We start from the raw sequence: 236 nt of genomic DNA on the forward strand, positions 1-236 counted from the left end.
TCCTTTTCGGAGGGACTTTCATTGAGGCTGATGAGGGATGTGCGCATCTGGTTTCGTCATTTTAGATTTCCCTTCTTTTTCGGAGGGACTTTCATTGAGGCGCCATCAGCTTCTTCGTCGGCGGCCTGTTTGCTGCTATTTCCCTTCCTTTTCGGAGGGACTTTCATTGAGGCTGTCACTGTAATTGATTGGTGCCTTGAAAAGCTCAAGATTTCCCTTCCTTTTCGGAGGGACTT

Annotated in this window: 1 protein-coding gene; it reads right to left on the reverse strand. The window is 47.9% G+C overall.

The window, feature by feature from the left end:
- Nucleotides 1–56: 56 nt before the first annotated feature.
- Nucleotides 57–236: hypothetical protein (locus tag HMPREF2682_RS09505; protein WP_210400846.1), on the reverse strand; the 180-nt coding region annotated here is incomplete at its 5' end.

Origin of the sequence: Rothia sp. HMSC061D12, assembly GCF_001836735.1 — a bacterium.
In the GTDB taxonomy this organism is placed as follows: Bacteria; Actinomycetota; Actinomycetes; order Actinomycetales; family Micrococcaceae; genus Rothia.